Here is a 17603-nt window from a genome sequence, read left to right as displayed (position 1 = left end):
TAGGGTGTGGCCGTGCCACCATCAGCCCAGGTCACGGTGCGGTCGCCGGCGAAGATCAACCTCGGTCTTTCCGTCGGTCCGCCGCGCCCGGACGGGTTCCACCCGCTGGCGACGGTCTACCAGGCCGTCGCGCTGTACGACGACGTGACCGCGACCCTGCGCGACGACGCCGACATCACCGTCGAGGTGGTCGGCGACTTCGCCGTCGACGTACCGACCGACGACTCGAACCTCGCCGTACGGGCTGCTCGGCTCCTGCAGGCGGAGTACGACGTCGAGGTCGGCGTCGACCTGAGCATCCGCAAGACGATCCCGGTCGCGGGTGGAATGGCCGGGGGATCCACGGACGCCGCCGCGACCCTCGTCGCCTGCAACCGCCTGTGGGGCCTCCAGTTGGCCCAGTCGGAGCTCCAGCACTTGGCCGCGGACCTCGGCAGCGACGTCCCCTTCTGCCTCGTCGGCCACACCGCCCTGGGCCAAGGCCGCGGCGAGCAAGTCACCGAGGTGATGTCCCGAGGCACCTTCCACTGGGTCTTCGCCATCGCCGACGGCGGCCTGTCGACTCCAGAGGTGTACGGCGAGCTGGACCGCCTCCGCCCCCTCCGCCGCGTCGAGCCCCCCGAGGTCCGCCCCGAGCTCCTCTCAGCGCTGCTCTCCGGCCGCCCCGCCGCCCTGGCAGTTGCCGTAAGCAACGACCTCCAGGCGGCCGCCCTCTCCCTACGCCCCGAGCTGGCCGCCACTCTCCAGTTCGGCCTCGACCAAGGCGCCCTGGCCGCCATGATCTCCGGCTCCGGCCCCACCTGCCTCTTCCTGGCCGCCGACAGCCGCCGAGCGGTGGACCTCGCCGTAGAACTGGCCGAATCCGGCCTCTGCCGCATGGTCCGCCAAGCCGAAGGCCCAGTCCCCGGCGCTCGAATCCTCCCGGCCGCGGTCAACAGGTAGAGAAGAACAGAGAGAACGCAGGATGTCGGTGGCTGTGGCTAACCTCTGCGGGTATGAGCGCTCCGTGGACCGCCGTACTGACGAACGTTGCCGAGCAGTTGAACGGCATTCGCATCGAGTGGATGCTCGTGGGCAGTGCGGCGACAGCGCTGCACGGAGTGGAGATCGTTCCGGGGGACATTGACATCGCCGTGCTCGAGGCCGGTGATGTGGCTCGGGCTGCGGCGGTTCTGCCGACGCCGGACGGGCCGCTGGTCGAGTCTCAGGACCCCGCTGACTGGGTCAGCACCGCGGCAGAGCCGGCGCTTCGATTCGAGCATGCCGGCGAACGGTGGACCTTTGGTAAGTGGATGATCGACGGCGTCAAGGTCGAGCTGGCGCACATCGACGCGCCCGCCGTGGCCGCCCGGATGATGGAGACCCGCGCGCTACTGGTCTGGCACGAGCGGGAGACTCTGAACAGCCACGGGCAGCCCGTGCCGACCGTTCCGGTCGAGGTGCAGCTGGCCACCATGGTCGCCCGGCAGCAGGATGCCCGGATTCACGCGACGATCGCCGCGATCGACACCGCATCGGTCGACGTGACGCTGCTGCGTCGCGCGCTCTCGGACAGGCGGTCGGAAGTTCCCGACCTGACGGTTCCCGAGTCGGTTCAGCGTCTCCTCGCGGAGTAGGGAGCCGGTCGATGTATTGGTGGTTGATCTAAGAGTTCTGGTGGGCGACCGGTTGTGAGCGTGGAGTTGTTCAACTGGTGTTTGCCCGGTGGCCGATCGGCGTGGACAGGATCGAGGCTCAAAGGCGTCTGGGGGGCGCCGTCATGCGCTATGGAGGGTCGCCATGTCCTTGGATCGTCGGGCTGTTTTGCGTGGGGCTGCTGTGGGTGGGGTCGGGTTTGCGGCGGTGGGGGCTGTGCCTTCGCTGGCTGAGGCTTCGCCGGGGGAGCGGCGTGGGGGATTTCCTCAGCACAAGCCGTTCCCGCCGTTGATGGATGACCCGAAGGGGGTGCTCGCGCTGCCGCCGGGGTTCAAGTACACGGTGGTGACGCGGGCGGGAGAGACCAAGCTCAAGTCGGGTCAGCCGACGCCGGGGCTGCACGACGGGACCGCGGTGTTCGACGACGGGCGCGACTACCTGCTGATCCAGAACCACGAGGTCGGCGCGAACGACCCGCTCGGCGTACCGCCGATCAAGGGCACCGTGTACGACGCGGGGGTCGGCTCGGCCGGCGGCTGCACGGTCATCTCCGTGGACCGCAACGGCAAGAACCGTGGTGAGTGGGTCGGCATCTCCGGCACCCTCACCAACTGCGCGGGCGGGCCCACCCCGTGGGGCACCTGGATGACGTGCGAGGAGACCGAGAACAAGGCGAACGGGACGACCCGCCTGAAGGACCACGGGTACGTCTTCGAGGTCTGGGGCGACGGCGAGACCGCGCACCCGGTCCCGCTCAAGGCGCTCGGCCGGTACGCGCACGAGGCGCTCGCGATCGACCAGGACCGGCAGCACATCTACCTGTCCGAGGACGCGTCCGGCCCGAACGGGCTGTTCTACCGGTGGAGCGCCCCGCGCGGCTACCGGCTCAGCTCCAGGAGCTGGAAGGACCTCGCCGACGTCAACTTCGGCACGCTCGAGGCGATGGCGATCCTCGGGGACGACGGCAAGCCGATCCCGGACGTCGCCTACCTGACCTCGGCGCAGCTGCTGCGTCCGTTCCGCGTCGCCTGGGTGAAGGTGCCCGACCGTGACGCCGTCTCGGTCTCCACCCGCAAGCAGTTCACCGACGGCCAGGTCACCCGCGGCAAGAAGTTCGAGGGGGTCTACGGCACCGACGACGGCGTGTACGTCGTCAACTCGTTCGCCAAGATCGGTACGACGGACATCCCGGCCGACGGCATCCCGCACGAGGGCATGATCTGGTTCTACAACTACAGGTCCGGGACCATCCAGCTGGTCACCTACTTCCCGGCCAACCCCGCCATCGAGCAGGGCGCCGCCGCGAAGTACGACGACTTCAACTTCGACGCTCCGGACAACGTCACCGTCACGCCGTGGGGATCGCTCGTCCTCGCCGAGGACGGCCTGGCCAGCAGCCACGTGCTGAGCTCGACGCCGGGCGGTCCGACGTACGCGATCGCTCGCAACATGCTGAACGACTCGGAGTTCACCGGCCCGACGTTCTCCGACGACGGCAAGGTGCTGTTCGTCAACATCCAGACGCCGGGCATCACGCTCGCGATCACCGGCCCCTGGCGCGACTACCTCGGCTGAGGCTGAGCAACCTCGATGGTGAGCGGGGAGGGCGGCGCCAACGAAGCGTCGACCTCCTCGATTACCGAGATCCCCTTCGACCCGTCGAGCCGGTGCCAGTGCTCGGTGAGCGTCAGCACCCCCTCGTCGGTCCGGCCGGGCACGCTGGTCAGGCTGCCCGCGGTCACCGAGCCGTCGGTCGCCAGCTGGCAGTACGTCGCGGTGATGGTCCCGCTCTCGTCGCAGGTCCCGACCAGCCGGCCGAAGTGCAGCCGGCCGCCGCCGAACTCGGCCCAGATCAGGTTGCCGCGCTGCCGGTAGAGCCCGGTCGGCGAGCCCGGCGGGTTGTTCAGCGGGCGGAACACGCGCCCGTCGTACTCGACGCTCATCGGCCGGTCAGGATCGAGAGCAGCGCCTCGACGCCCGGCGCACTCGCGGCCATGCCGGTCAGCACAGCCCGTACGGCGAGCGCCGGGTCGAACCGCCGCGGCCCGAGCGCCGCCATCCCGCGCGTGACATCCGCGGCAGCCAAGGTCGCCGGCAGCGTCGCGTCAGAGGCGTCCGGCCCCGAGTCCCGCGCCTTGTCCAGCAGCGGCCGCACGTACGCCTCGAACTCCCGGTACGCCGACAGCGTGAAGTCGCTCGCGAACCGGTCCGGCCGGTCCCACGCCAGGTAGAGCCGCACGATGTCCACGTCCTCGTCGGTGAGGAAGTCGTTCGCCCAGATCGCGTGGTTGCGGCTGGTCGAGAACTTCTCCCCGTCGAGGGTGTAGAACTCGTTGACCTGCGCCCCGCCGATCGCGTCGGCGGGCACTCCGGCGGCCAGGTACACAGCAGGCCAGAACAGCGCGAAGTAGAACCCGTTGTCGATCCCGTTGAAGTGCCACAGCGACGCGACCTCGGACCAGGCCTCCGCCGTCGCCTCCAGCCCGAGCGCACCCGGCCGCAGCGACTGCGCGACGCCGTACACAGTGCTGAGCCCGACCTCGGCGTACACCTCGAGCCGCAGGCCCTCGTGCGGCCCGGTACCGCGCAGACCCCAGTTGGTCGGGTACGCGATCGGTACGTCGGGCAGCGGGTGCTCCAGGTAGTGCGAGACGATCCGGCGCGCGCGCTCGGGCAACTCGCCGCGCAGCCAGATCTCGACCAGTTCGTCGCGGTAGTCCTCCATCGGCAGCACCGGCACGGTGGCGAGGAACGGGCGGGGCTCGCCACCGCACCGGTTGCACTTGGGGTCGACCAGGTTCTCGGCGGACGTGTAGCCGCCGCAGCCCTCGCACCCACCGCCCGCGGCCTCCGCGCCGCACCACGCGCACTCGCCGACGACGTACGACTGATGCAGCGTGCGGTCGCAGTCCGCGCAGGCCAGCAACGTCAACTCCCGCAGGGGAAACCGCCCGGCCTCGGTCAGGTCGGCGGCGAGCGTCGTGACGCCGTGCTGGTACGACGGGCTCTGCGGATTCAGGAACACGTCGTACTGGATCCGGGCCGCGTCCAGCGCGGCCACGATCTCGTTCCGGTACGACGCCGCGAGCTTCTCGACGTCGACGCCCTCGTTCTCGGCGCGGGTCAGCACCCAGTTCTGGTGCACGTCGAAGCCCGCGGTCGTGACGACGCGTTCGCCGCGGGCGCGGGCCGCGCGGGCGGCGATGTCGGCGGCCAGGTACGGACCGGACAGGTGCCCGACGTGCAGCGGGCCGTTCGCGGTCGCCGGCGGGACGATGACAACGGTGGCGCCGGTTCTCGTCGTGGTGCTCATGCGACTCCATCCAGGGGAGGCCGGTGGGCTGTGCCGGCCCGGTGACTGTTGCCACCGGGCCGGTCGCAGTCCGCGACGTTACTCCCGTGCTCGCGCCCACGGCGAGACGGAAAACCCTTGAAAACAAGGGTTTCCGGGGTCCAATTCTGAAACGGTCGTTTGTTTGAGCCTCAGTGCTGGTGGAAGCAGCAGGTCGCGGTGGCGCCGGTGGCCATGTTGACAACGCCGCCGTCCAGTTCCTGCGAGCCGCGGATCAGGAATCCGCCGAGGCCGTCGGCGACCAGGAAGGCTCCCCAGGTCAGCAGCCACTCCTCGCTGCCGTCGTCGGTCGGGAACACCTCCGGGACCGGCCGGATCCTGCGCTGCAGCACCCACGGGTTGTCCATCGCCTCGCGAATCTTGGTCGCCCAGGTCTCCTCGTCGGTCTGCCAGCCGAGCAGTACGCCGTCGCCGCCGTGCAGCGCGGTCGGCTTGAGGACGAGTTCCTCGCGGTTCGTGAGCGCGTACTCCTCGAGGTCGATGGACGAGCCGTCGACCGTGACCGGGCCGCTGCGGACCATCCGGGTCCACGGCAGGATCCGGTCCAGCGCGGCCAGCTCGTCGGCGGGGTACCGGTCGCGGTAGGCCTCGTCGGACAGCAGCGCGAGCGCGCCCTTGCTGCCGTACAGCTCGGCGTCGAGCGGGGTGAAGATCGAGACGTGCCCGCGCTCGGCGGCCTGCAGTACGGGCTCGAGCAGCTCGACCGCGCCGGGCTTCAGCACGTCCTCGATCATGAACAGCCGGAACACCACGTCGATCGCGCGGTCGCCCAGCCAGATCCGGTCGTCACGGTACTCCAGCGCGTCGACAGGGCAGGGGATCGCGTCGATGCCCAGCGGCGCGAGCATCTCCGCGCTCTTGTGCAGCTGGCGTTCCAGGTCGGGGTAGCTGTCGGGGAAGTCGGCGATCGCCATCACCGGGCGGACGCCGGTCGGGACCTTCGCCTCGGTGACGATCGTGCGGACGACCTCGGTCATCGTCTCGGCGTACGAGAGGTCGTTGGCGGCGACGAACTCGGCGATGAACGGATGCTCCAGCATCGCCGCGTTCAGGACCGGGTTGTCGACGCCACCGACGGTGCTGCCCATGTTGATCTCGAGCAGGTGGAAACCGTCGGCGTCGCGGTACAGGTCCGCGCGGCCCATCCGGCTCGGCGCCGGACCGCGGCCGCGGGTGATCGCCTGGATCTGGGTCTCGGCCATGCCGACCGTCCGTGCGAACTCGGCGAGATCGCCGCCGAAGACGCGCTCGGGCAGCCTGGTCAGGGCCGAGTGCAGCAGGTCGAGGTCCGCGACCAGTTGCCGGTACGGCGCCGCTTCCAGGAAGGTGGGCCGGCTCAGGCACCGGCCCAGGTAGGTGGTGGCGTCGAGCTCGGGGGCGGCAGCGGCGAGAACGGCGCTGGCCTTGGGGCCACGATCGGTGGCCGCTCGGAGGTAGTCGTCCGTCAGAGACATCGGGAACTCCTTGTGTCCACGACGCCCGAGAACCCTTGTTCCGCGAAGTGTTTCAAACAAGACCTGGGCGGCCGTGTGGGCGGCAGGGTACTTGTCGCGACAGGCACTTTGAAAGGGGTCGGAAAACCACCTGCGGCCGACGTTGTCCCGGCGTTACGCTCGTCAAACGTTTGTCTTGCCCTGCGAAGGAGCCTCCTGATGCGCCGACTTTCGATCCGCCCCGTCTCCACCCAACGGATCGAGACTCGCATGAGGACCTTTGAACACACTCACGATGGGAATCCTGGCGCATGTTGACGCCGGCAAGACCAGCCTGACCGAACGGCTCCTGCACACCGCCGGCGTGATCGACCACGTCGGCAGCGTCGACGCGGGCAGCACCCGCACCGACACGATGGACCTCGAACGCCGCCGCGGCATCACCATCCGCTCCGCGGTCGTGTCGTTCGAGCTTGCCGGGGTGACGGTCAACCTGATCGACACTCCTGGACACTCCGACTTCATCGCCGAGGTCGAACGGGCGCTGTCCGTGCTCGATGGCGCCGTTCTGGTGCTGTCCGCTGTCGAGGGCGTCCAGGTGCAGACGCGATTGCTGATGCGAACGTTGCAGCGACTGCGGATCCCGACGCTGCTGTTCGTGAACAAGATCGACCGGATGGGGGCTCGGTACGACTCGCTGCTGGCGGATATCCGGCGGTTGCTGACGCCTGCTGTTGTTCCTCTGGGGGTGGTTGCTGATCTGGGCAGTCGGGCGGCTGCTTTCCAGCCGTTTCCGCCGGGCTCTCCTGGTGTCGACGAACTGCTTGCCGAACGCAACGACAAGTATTTGGCGCGGTATCTGGCCGATGAGCTGACTGCTGAGGATCAGCTGGTGGAGCTGGCCGAGCAGGTGCGGTCTGCTGTTGCTCACCCTGTCTACTTCGGCTCGGCAATCACCGGAGACGGCGTACCTTCGTTGATCGAAGGCATCGTCACACTGTTGCCTCGCGCAACTGGATCGGCTGTGGATCCGTTGCAGGCCTCGGTTTTCAAGGTCGAGCGAGGTCCAGCGGGGGAGAAGATCGCCTCGGCACGGGTGTTCGCGGGGACCCTGCGGGCCCGCGAGCAGATCACGGTCCACCGCGGCGGCCAAGCGCCTGCGGCGGCCGCCGGAGGCGGCTCGCTCTCGGGGGCGACCTACTCCTCCAAACCCTCTTCCCTTCTTCTGTTCACCCAGGGGGAGACCGAGCGGGTTGATGCTGTCGAAGCCGGGCGGATTGTTGCTCTCCGTGGATTGAAGGAGATCCGGATCGGCGACCAGCTCGGCTCACCTAGTGGGCGGGGCGGACAGCTGTTCGCTCCGCCGACTCTGGAGACCGTCGTCCGGGCAGGCGACCGCATCAAGCTCTTCCAGGCCCTCCAGCAGCTCGCCGAGCAGGACCCCTTGATCCGTGTCCGGAAGGACGAGGAGATCTCGGTCAGCCTGTACGGCGAGGTGCAGAAGGAGGTGATCGCCAGCCTGCTCGCGGAGGAGTACGGGCTGGAGGTGACGTTCGACCAGACCCGCCCGATCCACAAGGAACGCCCGATCGGCGTCGGTTCCGCCGTACGGGAGATGAGCGCGCCCGACAACCCGTGGATCGGCACCGTCGGCTTCCGTGTCTCGCCAGGGACCGGGATCGACTACCGCCTGGGCGTCGAGCTCGGCGGACTTCCCCGGGCGTACCACACCGCCATCGAGGAGACCGTCCAACAGACCCTGCTGCAGGGCCTCCACGGTTGGGAGGTGGACGACGTACGGATCGACCTGACCCACACCGGCTACTCCTCCGTGACGTCGACCGCCTCGGACTTCCGCCGCCTGGTCCCCGTCGTACTGATGGAAGCTCTCCACGAGGCCGGCACCACGGTCCTCGAACCGGTGAACCACTTCGAGCTCGACCTCCCACCGGATGCCGTGTCCCCAATCCTCGGCCGCCTGGCCGAGTCCCACGCAACCGTCGAAACCAGCCAGATCGACGCCACCCACGCCCAACTCACCGGCCTCATCCCAGCCGGCCGAGTCCACCCCTTCGAGTCCCAACTCCCCGGCCTCACCCACGGCGAAGGCATCCTCCTCAGCACCTTCGACTCCTTCCGCCCAATCCCAGGCACCCCACCCACCCGCCCCCGAACAGACGGCAACCCCCTCAACCTGAAGGAGTACCTCCTCCACCTGAACCAGCAGTAGCCGTACGCCGCCCGGTTCCTCGCTACAAGCGGGGGACCGGGCGACGGTGCCCACCCCGTACGCGGCGGCGGGGGCGTTGTGCGGGATCCCGTAGGCTGGTCCGGTTATGGCTGCTACCCCTGCACCGAATTTGGTCAATCTCGAAGGCGTCTCCAAAGGCTTCGGAACCCGCATCCTGCTCGACAAGGTGAGCCTCGGCGTCGGCCGTGGTGACCGGGTCGGCGTGGTCGGGCGGAACGGGGACGGCAAGTCGACGCTGCTGCAGCTCCTCGCCCGCGAGCAGGAGCCCGACGACGGCCGCGTCACCCAGAACCGCGACCTCCGGCTGGGGTACCTCGGCCAGAGCGACGACCTCGACCCCACGCTCACGGTCAGCAAGGCCGTGCTCGGCGACGTCGAGACCTACACCTGGGCGGCCGATCCGCGGGCGCGTTCCGTGATGGAGCACCTGCTCGGCGAGATCGACCACGAGGCGCTGATCGGCACACTGAGCGGTGGCGAGCGTCGCCGGACCTCGCTGGCGCGGCTGCTGCTGACCGACGTCGACCTGCTGGTCCTGGACGAGCCGACCAACCACCTGGACATCGAGGCGGTCAACTGGCTCGCCGCGCACGTGGTGGACCGGGCGGGCGCGCTGATCGTGGTCACCCACGACCGGTGGTTCCTCGACGCGGTCTGCACGGAGACGTGGGAGGTGCAGAACGGCCGCGTTTCGTCGTACGAGGGTGGCTACGCGGCGTACGTGCTGGCCAAGGCCGAGCGGTCTCGCGCCGAGCAGGTGATGGAAGGCAAGCGGCAGAACCTGCTGAAGAAGGAGCTGGCCTGGTTGCGTCGCGGCGCACCGGCGCGGACCTCGAAGCCGAAGTTCCGGATCGACGCGGCGAACGCGCTGATCGAGGACGAGCCGGCGCCGCGCGACAAGCTCGCGCTGTCGCTGCTGGCGACGTCGCGGCTGGGCAAGGACGTTTTCGACGCGGAGAACGTGAGCCTGGCGTTCGGCGATCGGGTGATGCTCGACCACGTGACGTTCCGGCTCGGGCCGGCGGATCGGATCGGGCTGCTCGGGCCGAACGGCGCGGGCAAGACGACGTTCCTGAAGGTGCTCACCGGGCAGCTCGCGCCGGACGCCGGTCTGGTGAAGCAGGGCAAGACGGTCCGGATCGCGAACCTCTCGCAGACGCTGGACGAGGTCGACGGGCAGTCGACCGTGCTCAAGCACATCACGGACATCCGCCGTACGGCGGCGCTCGCCGGTCACAGCGGTGAGATGACGTCGTCGCAGCTGCTGGAGCGCTTCGGCTTCACCGGCGACAAGCTGACCACGCGGATCAACGACCTCTCCGGTGGGGAGCGACGCCGGCTTCAGCTCCTGCGCATCCTGCTCGACGAGCCGAACGTGCTGATCCTCGACGAACCGACCAACGACCTGGACGTCGAGACCCTCACGGTCCTGGAGGACTTCCTCGACAGCTGGCCGGGCGTCGTCGTGGTCGTCACCCACGACCGGTACTTCCTCGAGCGCGTCAGCGACATGGTCTACACGATCATGGGCGACGGCAAGGTGCGTCACTTGCCCCGCGGCGTCGAGCAGTACCTCGACGAACTCGAGTCCGGCGGCCCCGGTCGTCGCGTAGCCCCCACTGCTCCTTCCCCGACCGCACCGGCAGAAGCCAGTACGCCGACCGCAGCTGCTGCCCCCGTCACCGCCCCGGTCGACGCAGCCGCCGCCCGCGCGGCGAAGAAGGACCTCAACCGCATCGAACGCCAACTCTCCAAACTCGCCGACACGGAGAAGAAGCTCCACGACCAGCTCGCCACCCACGCCAGCGACTACGGCCGCCTCGCCGAGCTCGACACCGACCTCCGCAAACTCAAGGACGAACGCGAAGAGCTCGAACTCGCCTGGCTGGAAGCCGCCGAACGCGCGGAGAGCTAGACCTTCTTCCCACGCACTGCTCCGTTGCCTCCGCGATGCGGGCTAAGAGCAACGATCGGCGGTTTAACGTTCTAATAATGTATACATGATCAAATTGTGGTGCGCGTGCGAATCGCGGCGTATCTCCCATCCCCTGTGATTGGGAGGTACGCCGCGATCACTGGGAGAGCGGGTCCCGTTGTGGTCAACGTTGTCCGGGCCCCGAGCCCCGGACACCATCGACCTCTTTCGGCGAACCACCTCTTGCCGCCGAAAGACACCTTGTTCGCAACGATGCGTAGCCGAAAACGTACCGACAGTGAGGACCTTAGTGCGCATGGTGACTCAGTGTCGACAGTCGTCTGCTACAGCACCTTCACGATCCGGTTGCAACTAGCAACGATCGGTACGGGTATTAAGTGACGCGCTGTCTTTTCGGATTATTCCGGCACAATTCGGCGCGGTTTCCGGGAGCGTGCGGTCAGTGTGTTTCCTGGTCGAACGGGCCGACCAGTTCGCGCAGGAGGCGGGCGAGTTTGGCCTGGTCCTTGTCGGTGACTGCGGCCAGCAGGGCGCGCTCGTGGGCGAGCAGGTCGGCGAGCGCGGCGTCGACGGCGTCGCGGCCGGCTGTCGTGAGCTGGACCAGGACGCCGCGGCGGTCCGCGGGGTCGGGGAGGCGTTCGACCAGACCGCGTGCGGCCAGCCGGTCGACGCGATTCGTCATCGTGCCTGACGTGACAAGGGTTTCCTTGAGCAGTCGGCCGGGGGAGAGTTGGTACGGCGAACCGGCGCGGCGCAGCGCGGCCAGTACGTCGAACTCCCAGGACTCCAGCCCGTGGGTCGCGAACGCGTGACTGCGCGCGCGGTCCAGGTGCCGCGCCAGGCGGGTGACCCGGGACAGCACCTCCATCGGCGCGACGTCGAGATCGGGCCGTTCCCGGCGCCAGGCCTCGATCAGCCGGTCGACCTCGTCTTTCATGGTTCGAGAGTATCCGTCAAGACTCTTGACATCAAGACAACTCGTGCGCGTAAAGTATCTCGACGTCAAGAGATCATGAATCGAAGGAGGCAGGATGCGCACCTCACCGGTGTGGAACCCCCAGCAGTACGGCAAGTACGCCGGGGAGCGCGGCCGCCCCTTCGCCGACCTGGTCGGACGGGTTGGTGCGGACAAACCAGCCGTCGTCCTCGACCTCGGGTGCGGCCCCGGCAACCTCACCATCAGCCTGCTCGACCGGTGGCCCTCGGCAACAGTTCACGGCGTCGACAGCTCGGCGGAGATGATCGCCGAGGCCGAGAAGCTCCGCGAAGACCCAGTCATCGGTGCCCGGCTCACCTTCGAGGTCGGTGACCTGCTCGACTGGTCCGCGCCCGCCGAGTCCGTCGACGTGATCGTCACCAACGCGACCCTGCAGTGGATCCCCGAGCAGCTCGACCTCCTGCCGGGGTTCGTCCGCGCGCTCAAGCCCGGCGGCTGGATCGCGATCCAGATCCCCGGCAACGGCGACGCGCCGTCCCACGCGATCCTGCGCGAACTGGCCGCGAGACCGCCGTACGCCGAGTACGCCGCCAACAAGTCCCTGCGCCCCGACGTCCCCGGTCCGGCCGAGTACGTCGAAGCACTCAGTGCGCTCGGGTGCACAGTCGACGCGTGGGAGACGACGTACAACCACCTTCTCCCCGGCGACAACGCCGTCCTTGAGTGGGTCAAGGGAACCGGCGCGCGACCGGTCCTCCAATCACTTCCGGACAACCTCCGCAAGGAGTTCGAGACCGAGTACGGCGCCCGCCTGGCCGAGGCCTACCCGCCCCGCGACTACGGCACGCTCCTCCCGTTCCGCCGCATCTTCGCCGTCGCCCAGAAGGAGAGCTGAATGCGCCTCGACCATGTACAGGTCTCCTGCCCGCCCGGCGGCGAGGACGTCGCCCGCGCGTTCTACCGCGACGCGCTCGGTCTGACCGAGATCGCCAAGCCACCGTTGCTCGCGGCAAGGGGTGGGTGCTGGTTCAAGGAAGGGTCGGCCGAGATCCACGTCGGCGTCGAGCAGGACTTCCGCCCGGCCCGGAAGGCGCACCCAGCGTTCGCGGTCGACGACCTGGACGCGTTGGCGGCGAAGCTCGAGGGCCTCGGCTATCCGGTGACCTGGGACAACGAGACGATCCCGGGCCGTCGGCGGTTTCACACCAGCGACGGCCACGGGAATCGGGTCGAGATTGTCTGAAGCGGCGGCCGGCGCTCGCTGCTGAACGCCGGCCGCCACGTGTTCACTCGGTCGCGAGCGCTCCCGCCGGAGCGACCTTCGCCGCGCGCCGCGCGGGCAGGACCGAGGCGAGCAATCCGGCGATCGTCGCGACCAGCGCGATCGTCACCAGCAACGTCACCGGTACGGCGTACTGGACCTTGCCGTCGGTCTGCGAGCTCATCAGCGCCGCCGTACCGGTCCAGCCGTAGACCAGGCCGAGGAAGATCCCCAGGCCGGCCGCGACCAGTGCCATTAGCAACGATTCGACGGCGAGCATCCCGCGCAGCTGGCGCCGGGTCAGACCCATTGCCCTGAGCAACGCGTTCTCCCGGGTGCGTTCCAGCACCGACAGGCTGAGTGTGTTGCCCACGCCAACCAGTGCGATGAGCACCGACACCCCGAGCAGGCCGACGGCAACGATCAGCAGTACGTCGAAGATCTGCGTGTAGCTGCTGCGCTCGGCCAGACCGCCCTCGACGCTCAGGACCTTGATCGTCGGCAGCGACTGCTGCACCGCGTCGATGACCTCGGGACCGTCCGCCTTCGGGTCCGAAGCGAGCCAGAACCCGGAGACCGCCGCAGTCGGCGCGAGCTTCTGCAGGTCGGCCTGGGTGATCGTGATCGGGTCCAAACCGGCCGCCTGCTGCGCCTTGAGCGTGACCTTGTGGCCGGAGGCAACGAGCGTGATGTCCGCGCCTTCGGTGAGCTCGAGCATGCTCATCGTCTGCCGGTCGAGCAGTGCGACCCCCGGCTGCAACTGGCCGACCAGCTGCGGGTTGTGGATGACTGAGCCGGCCCGCGCCTGGTCGATACCGGTGATGGTCAGCGTCTGCTCGCCGGTCTTCACGTCGACGGTCCGGATCGGGACGACCTGCGTGATGCCCTTGATGTCGCGCAGCTGCTGCTCGGCGCTGGCCGGCAGCTTCTCCTCGTACGTCCGGACGGTCAGGTCGACCGGGTACTCGCCGTCCATCGTCACGTCGAACGTCTTGCGCACCGACGCGATCCCGACGCAGGTCAGGCTGATCAGGGTGACGCCGATCAGCAGCGCGGACGTCGTTGCCGCCGTACGGCGTGGGTTGCGGACCGCGTTCGCGACCGCGATCCGGGCCGGTACGCCGCCCTTGCGGGCCGGGAGCGCACCGAGCAGCCGGACCAGTGCCGGAACCAGGAGCGAACCGAGCGCCAGGACGCCGACGAAGGAGATCACGCCACCGGCGACGCCGATGATGACCTGCGCCGTGGCAGCGCTTGCCGCCAGCAACAATCCGCCACCGGCCAGGAGCAGGAAGCCGAAGATGATCCGTACGACGCCACGCTTCGACGCCGCGGCCGGCGCGTCGGCCGGACGCAGGGCGGCCAGCGGCGCGACCTTCGTGGCCCGGCGGGCCGGGACGATCGCGGCCAGGACGGTCGCGACGGTACCGAGCAGCAGCGGCGCGAAGATCGACACCAGGTCGAGGTGCAGGCTGATCGGCGGCAGTTCCAGGTCGAACTCCCGCGACAGCGCCAGGCCGAGTGCGGACAGCGCGACCCCGACGACCACGCCGATCGCGGAGGCGACCAGGCCGACCACCGACGCCTCGGCGAGAACCGAGGAGAACACCTGCCGGCGGGACGCGCCGACGCAACGCAGCAGTGCCATCTCGCGGGTCCGCTGGGCGATCACGATCGTGAAGGTGTTCGCGATCACCAGGCAGGCGACGAACAGGGCGATCACGGCGAACATGCCGAACACCCCGCCGAGCACGTCGATGCCGTTGGTGAAGCTCTTCACCTCGTGGTCGATCCAGGCGGCGCCGGTGTAGACCTGCAGGCCGGGGACGACCTTGGAGACCGCCGCGGCCAGGGCTTCCTGGTCAGTACCGGACTGCGCGTTGACCTTGATCTGGTTCACGTAGCCCTGCGGCTCGAAGATCTTCACCGACTGCGCGGTCGCCACCGCGGACCCGGTGCCGAAGCTGGTCGAGTCGTCGAGGATGCCGACGACGGTCACGGTCCAGTGCTTCTCGTCGTACGAGCTGAGTTCGAGCTTGCTGCCGACGGCGACCTTGTTCTTCTCGGCCGTCCGGGCCGGTAGTGCGATCTCGAGGGTGCTGTCGGGCAGCCGGCCCTGGCTGGCCTTGGGGCCGGCGATCTTCGAGGTGTCGTACAGCGCCTTGACGCTGAGGTACGTCGGGCGGACCTGGCCGGCCCACTGGACCTGCAGGTACGCGCCGGTGTCGACGATGACCGACGCGGCCTGCGGCAGCTTCTGGATCGCGGCCACGTCCTTGGCCTCGATCGAGCGCTGGTCGCTCTCGACGACCGTGTCGGCGCCGGCGTTCGCCTTGCCGATGGTCTCGTCGATCCCGTGCGACGCCGAGGCGTGCACGCTCAGGGCCAGGGTGCCGAACCCGACGCCCAGCACGATCGCCAGGCAGGCGGCGACCAGGCGGCCCAGGTGGGCGCGCAGCGAGGAGAGGATGGAGCGTCGCACGGTCAGGCCCCCAGCTGCCGCAGGGCGCCGAGCACGGACTCCGGCGTCGGCTCGAGCAGTTCGCCCGCGAGCTTGCCGTCGGCGAGCAGGACCACGCGGTCGGCGTACGACGCCGCGAGCGGGTCGTGGGTGACCATCACGACGGTCTGGCCGAACTCGCGGACGCTTCGGCGCAGGAAGCCGAGGACCTCGGCGCCGGAGCGGGAGTCCAGGTTTCCGGTCGGCTCGTCGGCGAAGACGACCTCCGGGCGGCCGACCAGGGCACGGGCGACGGCGACGCGCTGCTGCTGACCGCCGGACAGCTCCGACGGGCGGTGCGTGAGGCGGTCCTGCAGGCCGAGTACGTCGACCAGCGTGCCGAGCCACTGCTGGTCGGGCTTGCGGTTGCCGAGCTCGAGCGGCAGCAGGATGTTGTCCTTGGCCGAGAGCATCGGGAGCAGGTTGAACGACTGGAACACGAACCCGATCCGGTCCCGGCGGATCCGGGTCAGCTCGGCGTCCGGCAGCGTGGTCAGCTCGGTCTCGCCGAGCAGGACCTGCCCGGACGTCGGGGTGTCGAGGCCCGCGAGGCAGTGCATCAGCGTCGACTTGCCGGAGCCCGACGGACCCATGATCGCGGTGAACCGCCCGACGCCGAAGTCGACGGAGACCCCGTCGAGCGCCGCCACCGCGGTGTCGCCGTGGCCGTAGATCTTCCGCAGCTCGTGGGCGCGGATCGCCGTCTTGGCAGCGGCGTCCTGCGGCAAACGGCCGAGCGGGAGCTCGCCGGTCTGGATGGTCATCGGTGTCCTCCGGGGGCTTGACGGCGGGGGTGTTCCCGCCACCCTCCAGAAGTTAGTGATCCCCGGCCGGGTTCTCGTCGGACCACGGCATGCAATCGACGTACGACCAGGGTCGTAGTGATTGCCTTCCACAACAGTCTTTTCGTCAGCCCAGCGGCTTGCGCAGGAGGTCGCAGAGGGCCGAGTTGAGCGTCCCGTCCGCCAGCGCCCAGGACTCCGTCTGCTGCCCGTACGCCGAGTAGCCGAGCCGCTCGTACAGGGCACGTGCGCGCGGGTTGTCGACCTCGACCGCCAGCTCGGCCGTCGCGAGTCCCCTCTGGCGGATCCGCTCCTCGGCCGCGCCGATCAGGTAGGTGCCGATCCCGACGCCCTGCAGCGCGGGATCGACGGCGAGCTGCCAGATCGTGCCGGCCTCAGGGATGGGGGCGTAGTCGACCCCACCGATCGCGACCGGGAGGTCGGCCTTGGTGCAGACCGCGAGGTAGTCGACCTCATTCTTTGCTGCTCGCAGCAGTTGGCGCCGTACGTCGGTCAGATGATGCGGCGTACCCGCGAACGAGCAGTACGGCAGATCCTCGATCGTGAGGTCCCGGGCGTGGAGGGTGAGGACGACGTCGGTCACTCAGCTGAGCTCCTGGGCCAGGGCGGTGATGATGCCTTCAGGGCCTCGGAGGTAGCACATGAGGTAGGCGTCGTTGTAGTTGACGATCTCGCCGACGAGCTCGGCGCCGTGCGGGCGGAGGCGCTCGACGGTGTCCTCGAGGTCGTCGACGGCGAACATCAGGCGGTGGGTGCCGAGCGTGTTCATCGGTGGGTTCTCGGGGCTGGGAGACAGCATGTCCGGCCGCTGGTAGCTCATCAGCTCGAGCCGGTTGCTGCCGTCCGGCGTACGCATCATCGCGACGTCGACCACCTGCCCGGGCAGCCCGACGATCCGCGCCGCCCAGTCCTCGTCGATCGTCATCTCGCCGTCGAGCTCCAGCCCGAGCTCGCGGTAGAACGCGATCCCGGCCTTGAGGTCGCGCAACACGATTCCGACGTTGTCCATCCGCTTCACCGTCATGCGCCCGAGCCTAGGTTCCACCCCGCCGCCTGTGCCACACTCGCGGGGTGAAGGCCCTCTCGCTGTGGTCGGACAACTCGTTCCTGTCGATCGCGAGCCGCGACTCGGTGCTGTCGATCGGCTCGGCAGGCTCGGTGCTCAGCATCGGCTCCGTCGGCTCCGCGCTGTCGATCGGCTCGGTCGGCTCGACGCTGTCCGCGTTCTCCGCGGGGTCGGTGCTCTCCGTCGGCTCGGCGCTCTCGGCCCGCTCGCGCTGGTCGGTCCTGAGCAGCGAGGGAGACCGCGCGGTCCTGCGCAAGCCGCGGTCGTTCGTCGCCGGGGGAGTCGCGCTGGCAGTTCTCTTGACGGCGCTCACCCACCGCCGCTAGTTGTCCTCTGCCCAGCGGGAGATCTCGTACGACGCACTGCCGGGCTCGGGGCATCACCGCAGTCCGGCACGATCTGCCGTTTTGTCGGAGGCCTCTGACAGGC

16 protein-coding genes are annotated in these 17603 nt (G+C 68.9%); 8 read left to right on the top strand and 8 right to left on the bottom strand.

Annotated features, from left to right (window positions below):
• The first annotated feature begins 6 nt into the window (after positions 1–6).
• From ACYVIO_RS29715 to ACYVIO_RS29705, 3 genes are all read left to right on the top strand, one after another.
• Positions 7–942: a 4-(cytidine 5'-diphospho)-2-C-methyl-D-erythritol kinase gene (locus ACYVIO_RS29715; RefSeq protein WP_460654218.1), complete on the top strand. Its 936-nt coding sequence runs from the start codon at positions 7–9 to the stop codon at positions 940–942.
• 53 nt (positions 943–995) lie between these two features.
• Positions 996–1616: a nucleotidyltransferase family protein gene (locus ACYVIO_RS29710; protein ID WP_460654217.1), complete on the top strand. Its 621-nt coding sequence runs from the start codon at positions 996–998 to the stop codon at positions 1614–1616.
• Between the two features lie 163 nt (positions 1617–1779).
• Positions 1780–3210, top strand: a complete 1431-nt coding sequence (locus tag ACYVIO_RS29705) for an alkaline phosphatase PhoX (protein WP_460654216.1) — start codon at positions 1780–1782, stop codon at positions 3208–3210.
• Here ACYVIO_RS29705 and ACYVIO_RS29700 read toward each other — a convergent pair.
• The 3 genes from ACYVIO_RS29700 to ACYVIO_RS29690 form a co-directional block, all read right to left on the bottom strand.
• Entirely contained in the window at positions 3198–3578 is a 381-nt protein-coding gene (locus tag ACYVIO_RS29700; RefSeq protein ID WP_460654215.1) for a hypothetical protein, read from the bottom strand. The two genes, ACYVIO_RS29705 and ACYVIO_RS29700, sit on opposite strands and share 13 nt — an antisense overlap.
• Positions 3575–4948, bottom strand: coding sequence for a class I tRNA ligase family protein (locus ACYVIO_RS29695; RefSeq protein WP_460654214.1), 1374 nt, complete (start codon positions 4946–4948; stop codon positions 3575–3577). Before ACYVIO_RS29695 ends, ACYVIO_RS29700 begins: the two co-directional genes overlap by 4 nt.
• A 170-nt stretch (positions 4949–5118) precedes the next feature.
• Positions 5119–6441 (bottom strand): hypothetical protein, encoded by a 1323-nt coding sequence (locus ACYVIO_RS29690; protein WP_460654213.1) that lies wholly within the window; start codon positions 6439–6441, stop codon positions 5119–5121.
• Positions 6442–6700: 259 nt separating this feature from the next.
• Between ACYVIO_RS29690 and ACYVIO_RS29685 the strand changes: the two genes are divergently transcribed.
• Positions 6701–8650, top strand: coding sequence for a GTP-binding protein (locus ACYVIO_RS29685; RefSeq protein ID WP_460654212.1), 1950 nt, complete (start codon positions 6701–6703; stop codon positions 8648–8650).
• Between the two features lie 106 nt (positions 8651–8756).
• The gene (locus ACYVIO_RS29680) at positions 8757–10586 is read left to right on the top strand and encodes an ABC-F family ATP-binding cassette domain-containing protein (RefSeq protein WP_460654211.1); all 1830 of its coding nucleotides are present in this window, start codon (positions 8757–8759) and stop codon (positions 10584–10586) included.
• Between the two features lie 460 nt (positions 10587–11046).
• Here ACYVIO_RS29680 and ACYVIO_RS29675 read toward each other — a convergent pair whose 3' ends face one another.
• On the bottom strand, positions 11047–11544 hold the full coding sequence (locus tag ACYVIO_RS29675) for a MarR family winged helix-turn-helix transcriptional regulator (protein WP_460654210.1): 498 nt from the start codon (positions 11542–11544) through the stop codon (positions 11047–11049).
• Positions 11545–11638: 94 nt separating this feature from the next.
• Here ACYVIO_RS29675 and ACYVIO_RS29670 point away from each other — a divergent pair, with 94 nt between their 5' ends.
• Positions 11639–12439: a methyltransferase domain-containing protein gene (locus tag ACYVIO_RS29670; protein ID WP_460654209.1), complete on the top strand. Its 801-nt coding sequence runs from the start codon at positions 11639–11641 to the stop codon at positions 12437–12439.
• The gene (locus ACYVIO_RS29665; protein ID WP_460654208.1) at positions 12440–12787 is read left to right on the top strand and encodes a VOC family protein; all 348 of its coding nucleotides are present in this window, start codon (positions 12440–12442) and stop codon (positions 12785–12787) included.
• A 43-nt stretch (positions 12788–12830) separates the two neighbouring features.
• Here the strand turns inward: ACYVIO_RS29665 and ACYVIO_RS29660 are convergent, their stop codons facing one another.
• From ACYVIO_RS29660 to ACYVIO_RS29645, 4 genes are all read right to left on the bottom strand, one after another.
• Positions 12831–15287 (bottom strand): ABC transporter permease, encoded by a 2457-nt coding sequence (locus tag ACYVIO_RS29660; protein ID WP_460654207.1) that lies wholly within the window; start codon positions 15285–15287, stop codon positions 12831–12833.
• Positions 15288–15289: 2 nt separating this feature from the next.
• Entirely contained in the window at positions 15290–16069 is a 780-nt protein-coding gene (locus tag ACYVIO_RS29655; protein WP_460654206.1) for an ABC transporter ATP-binding protein, read from the bottom strand.
• A 145-nt stretch (positions 16070–16214) separates the two neighbouring features.
• Entirely contained in the window at positions 16215–16691 is a 477-nt protein-coding gene (locus tag ACYVIO_RS29650; protein ID WP_460654205.1) for a GNAT family N-acetyltransferase, read from the bottom strand.
• Complete coding sequence (locus tag ACYVIO_RS29645) at positions 16692–17132, bottom strand: VOC family protein (protein WP_460654204.1); 441 nt, start codon at positions 17130–17132, stop codon at positions 16692–16694.
• 47 nt (positions 17133–17179) lie between these two features.
• Here ACYVIO_RS29645 and ACYVIO_RS29640 point away from each other — a divergent pair, with 47 nt between their 5' ends.
• The gene (locus tag ACYVIO_RS29640; protein WP_460654203.1) at positions 17180–17500 is read left to right on the top strand and encodes a hypothetical protein; all 321 of its coding nucleotides are present in this window, start codon (positions 17180–17182) and stop codon (positions 17498–17500) included.
• Positions 17501–17603 lie beyond the last annotated feature (103 nt).

Source organism: Kribbella endophytica, from assembly GCF_054781295.1.
Note: the sequence above shows the minus strand (reverse complement) of the source record. Positions and strands in the feature narration are given on the sequence as shown.

Bases quoted from the DNA above. Each gene is read 5' to 3' on its own strand.
- ACYVIO_RS29710 (WP_460654217.1), top strand. From the start codon at position 996: ATGAGCGCTCCGTGGACCGCCGTACTGACGAACGTTGCCGAGCAGTTG.
- ACYVIO_RS29705 (WP_460654216.1), top strand. From the start codon at position 1,780: ATGTCCTTGGATCGTCGGGCTGTTTTGCGTGGGGCTGCTGTGGGTGGG.
- ACYVIO_RS29700 (WP_460654215.1), bottom strand. From the start codon at position 3,578: ATGAGCGTCGAGTACGACGGGCGCGTGTTCCGCCCGCTGAACAACCCG.
- ACYVIO_RS29695 (WP_460654214.1), bottom strand. From the start codon at position 4,948: ATGAGCACCACGACGAGAACCGGCGCCACCGTTGTCATCGTCCCGCCG.
- ACYVIO_RS29690 (WP_460654213.1), bottom strand. From the start codon at position 6,441: ATGTCTCTGACGGACGACTACCTCCGAGCGGCCACCGATCGTGGCCCC.
- ACYVIO_RS29680 (WP_460654211.1), top strand. From the start codon at position 8,757: ATGGCTGCTACCCCTGCACCGAATTTGGTCAATCTCGAAGGCGTCTCC.
- ACYVIO_RS29675 (WP_460654210.1), bottom strand. From the start codon at position 11,544: ATGAAAGACGAGGTCGACCGGCTGATCGAGGCCTGGCGCCGGGAACGG.
- ACYVIO_RS29670 (WP_460654209.1), top strand. From the start codon at position 11,639: ATGCGCACCTCACCGGTGTGGAACCCCCAGCAGTACGGCAAGTACGCC.
- ACYVIO_RS29665 (WP_460654208.1), top strand. From the start codon at position 12,440: ATGCGCCTCGACCATGTACAGGTCTCCTGCCCGCCCGGCGGCGAGGAC.
- ACYVIO_RS29655 (WP_460654206.1), bottom strand. From the start codon at position 16,069: ATGACCATCCAGACCGGCGAGCTCCCGCTCGGCCGTTTGCCGCAGGAC.
- ACYVIO_RS29645 (WP_460654204.1), bottom strand. From the start codon at position 17,132: ATGACGGTGAAGCGGATGGACAACGTCGGAATCGTGTTGCGCGACCTC.